The following is a 576-nucleotide window of genomic DNA, read 5'->3' on the forward strand; positions in this document are numbered from 1 at the left end:
GGCACACCATCTACACGCGCATGAACCGCTGGACCAAGGCCGGTGTACTTGACCGCATGTTCGAGGAGTTGCAACGCGCGCAGGTCGTGCGCATCAAGATCGAAGCGGTATCGCTGGACTCCACGAGCATCAAGGTCCATCCCGATGGCACAGGGGCACTAAAAAAAACGGTCCGCAGTCCATCGGAAAGTCCCGAGGTGGATGGAACACCAAGATTCATATGGTTGCCGCGGATGCTCGAACGGCCGTGACGTTTTCGCTCTCGCCTGGACAGGCGCACGACGCACCCGAAGGCCGGCGCCTGCTCAGCAGTCTTGGGCCGACCAGCAGACCGGTGCATTTGTTGATGGACCGCGCCTACGAAGGCAACGAGACACGGCAGCTGGCATTGGATCTGGGTTTCATTCCGGTGGTGCCACCAATGAAGACGCGGATCGAACCTTGGGAGTACGACCGCGAGATGTACAAGCGTCGCAATGAGGTCGAGCGCTTGTTCCGTCGGCTCAAAGGCTATCGCCGGATCTTCTCGCGCTTCGAGAAACTCGATCTCATGTTCCTGGGCTTCATCAGCTTCGC

At 59.2% G+C, this 576-nt stretch carries 1 pseudogene; it reads left to right on the plus strand.

The window, feature by feature from the left end:
• Window positions 1-576, plus strand: a pseudogene (locus tag B0E41_RS06700) (IS5 family transposase); the annotation flags it as partial.

The organism is Hydrogenophaga sp. A37 (assembly GCF_002001205.1).
In the GTDB taxonomy this organism is placed as follows: Bacteria; Pseudomonadota; Gammaproteobacteria; order Burkholderiales; family Burkholderiaceae_C; genus Hydrogenophaga.